This is a genomic window from Mycobacterium sp. 94-17 (assembly GCF_035617725.1).
In the GTDB taxonomy this organism is placed as follows: domain Bacteria; phylum Actinomycetota; class Actinomycetes; order Mycobacteriales; family Mycobacteriaceae; genus Mycobacterium.
Genome location: NZ_JAPIYN010000051.1, coordinates 1 through 2,072 on the forward strand (window position 1 = coordinate 1; position 2,072 = coordinate 2,072).

The window sequence follows — 2,072 nt, forward strand, 5'->3', positions numbered from 1 at the left end:
CTGGTGGGACCGGCCGGCCGGGTGGGGCTGGGCCGGCGGTCGGTCGCGTCCTTTGATGTTCCTCAGCCGATCACCCACGCGCTGACCGAGTTGGCCCGCGCTCAGCACACCACGGTCAATGTGGTGTTGCAGGCGGCGTTCACGCAGCTGCTGTGCGCGTTGACCGGCTACCACGATGTGGCCTTTGGCACCGCGGTCTCGGGCAGACCGGCGGAGTTGGCGGGTGCCGAGTCGATGGTGGGGTTGTTGATCAACACGGTGCCGGTGCGCGCCCGGCTCAGCGCGGCCACCACCACCACGGAGTTGTTGGCTCAGCTGCAACAGGTCCACACCGCCACGCTGGAGCATCAGCATCTCGCGTTACCCGAGCTGTTCCGGATCACCGGCCACGACCAGTTGTTCGACACGTTGTTCGTCTACGAGAACTATCCGATCGACACCGCGGCGCTATCCGGTGATCATGAGTTGGCGATCACCGGGTTCAGCGCCCGCGAGCACAACCACTACCCGTTGACGGTGGCCGCCCAGCCCGGTGAGCAACTGAGCCTTCGGGTCGAGTTCGACACCGAGGTCTTCGACACCGCCGGCATCGAGGTCCTGATCGCCCGGTTGCAGCGACTACTGCAGGCCATGACCATCGACCCCGACGCGCGGGTCTCCTCGATCGGGGTGCTCGAGGAATCCGAGCGCACCCGGCTTGAGGCGTGGGGTAACCGCACCGTGCTGGATCACCCGGTGCCACAAGCCAATTCGATTCCGGTGTTGTTCACCCAACAGGCGGCCCGCACCCCCGACGCGGTCGCGATCAGCTGCGACGGCCACTCGATGACCTACCGGCAACTCGATGAGACCTCCAACCGGTTGGCGCACCTGCTGATTGACCACGGGGCAGCCCCGGGCCAGCGGGTCGCGCTGCTGCTGGCGCGCTCGGCCGAGGCGATCGTGGCGATGCTGGCCGTGCTCAAAACCGGTGCCGCCTATCTGCCGCTCGACCCCGCACACCCCGACGCCCGCATCGAGTTCCTACTCACCGACGCCGCCCCGATCGCCGCGCTCAGTAGCGCAGACCTGCGCGGCCGATTGGATGGTCATGCGTTGTCGGTCGTCGATATCGATGACCCGGGCTTGCTCGGCTGTCCGTGCACGCCGGTGCCGGCGCCGGGCGCCGAGGAGATCGCGTACGTGATTTACACCTCGGGCACCACCGGGGTGCCCAAGGGGGTGGCGGTTGCGCACGGGAATGTGACGCGGTTGTTGCGGGCGTTGGATGTGGTGGTGCCGGCGGCGGGGGTGTGGGCGCAGTGTCATTCGTTGGCGTTTGATTTTTCGGTGTGGGAGGTGTTTGGGGCGCTGCTGGGTGGGGGCCGGCTGGTGGTGGTGCCCGATGCGGTGGTGCGTTCCCCTGAGGAGCTGCACGCCCTGCTGGTGGCCGAGCGGGTCAGTGTGTTGAGCCAGACCCCGTCAGCGTTCTATGCCCTGCAAACCGCTGATGTGTCGGCGCCCGGTGGTTCGCTCCAGTTGCAGACGGTGGTCTTCGGTGGGGAAGCGTTGCAACCCCAACGCCTGGGAACCTGGCTGGACAAGCATGCGCAGTCGCCGCGGCTGCTCAATATGTATGGGATTACCGAGACGACGGTGCACGCCTCGGTGCGCGAGATCCTCCCCGGCGACATGGACCGCCCGGTCAGCCCGATCGGGGTGCCGTTGGAGCATCTGGGGTTTTTTGTTTTGGATGGGTGGTTGCGGGCGGTGCCGGTGGGGGTGGTCGGCGAGTTGTATGTGGCCGGTGGCGCGTTGGCGTACGGGTATGTGGGGCGGGCGGGGTTGACGGGGTCGCGGTTTGTGGCGTGTCCGTTCGGGGGTGTGGGGGCGCGGATGTATCGGACCGGGGATTTGGTGTGCTGGGGTCCCGAGGGGCAGTTGGTGTATGTGGGCCGTGCTGATGAGCAGGTCAAGATCCGCGGGTATCGCATCGAGTTGGGTGAGGTGCAGGCAGCGCTGGCGGCGGTAGACGGGGTGGGGCAGGCGGTGGTGATTGCCCGTGAGGATCGCCCGGGGGATAGGCGTCTGGT

At 67.1% G+C, this 2,072-nt stretch carries 1 protein-coding gene; it reads left to right on the plus strand.

Going from position 1 to position 2,072, the window contains the following annotated elements; genetic code table 11:
• On the plus strand, positions 1–2,072 hold a 2,072-nt coding region (locus OQ789_RS25550; RefSeq protein ID WP_324689179.1), incomplete at both ends, for an amino acid adenylation domain-containing protein.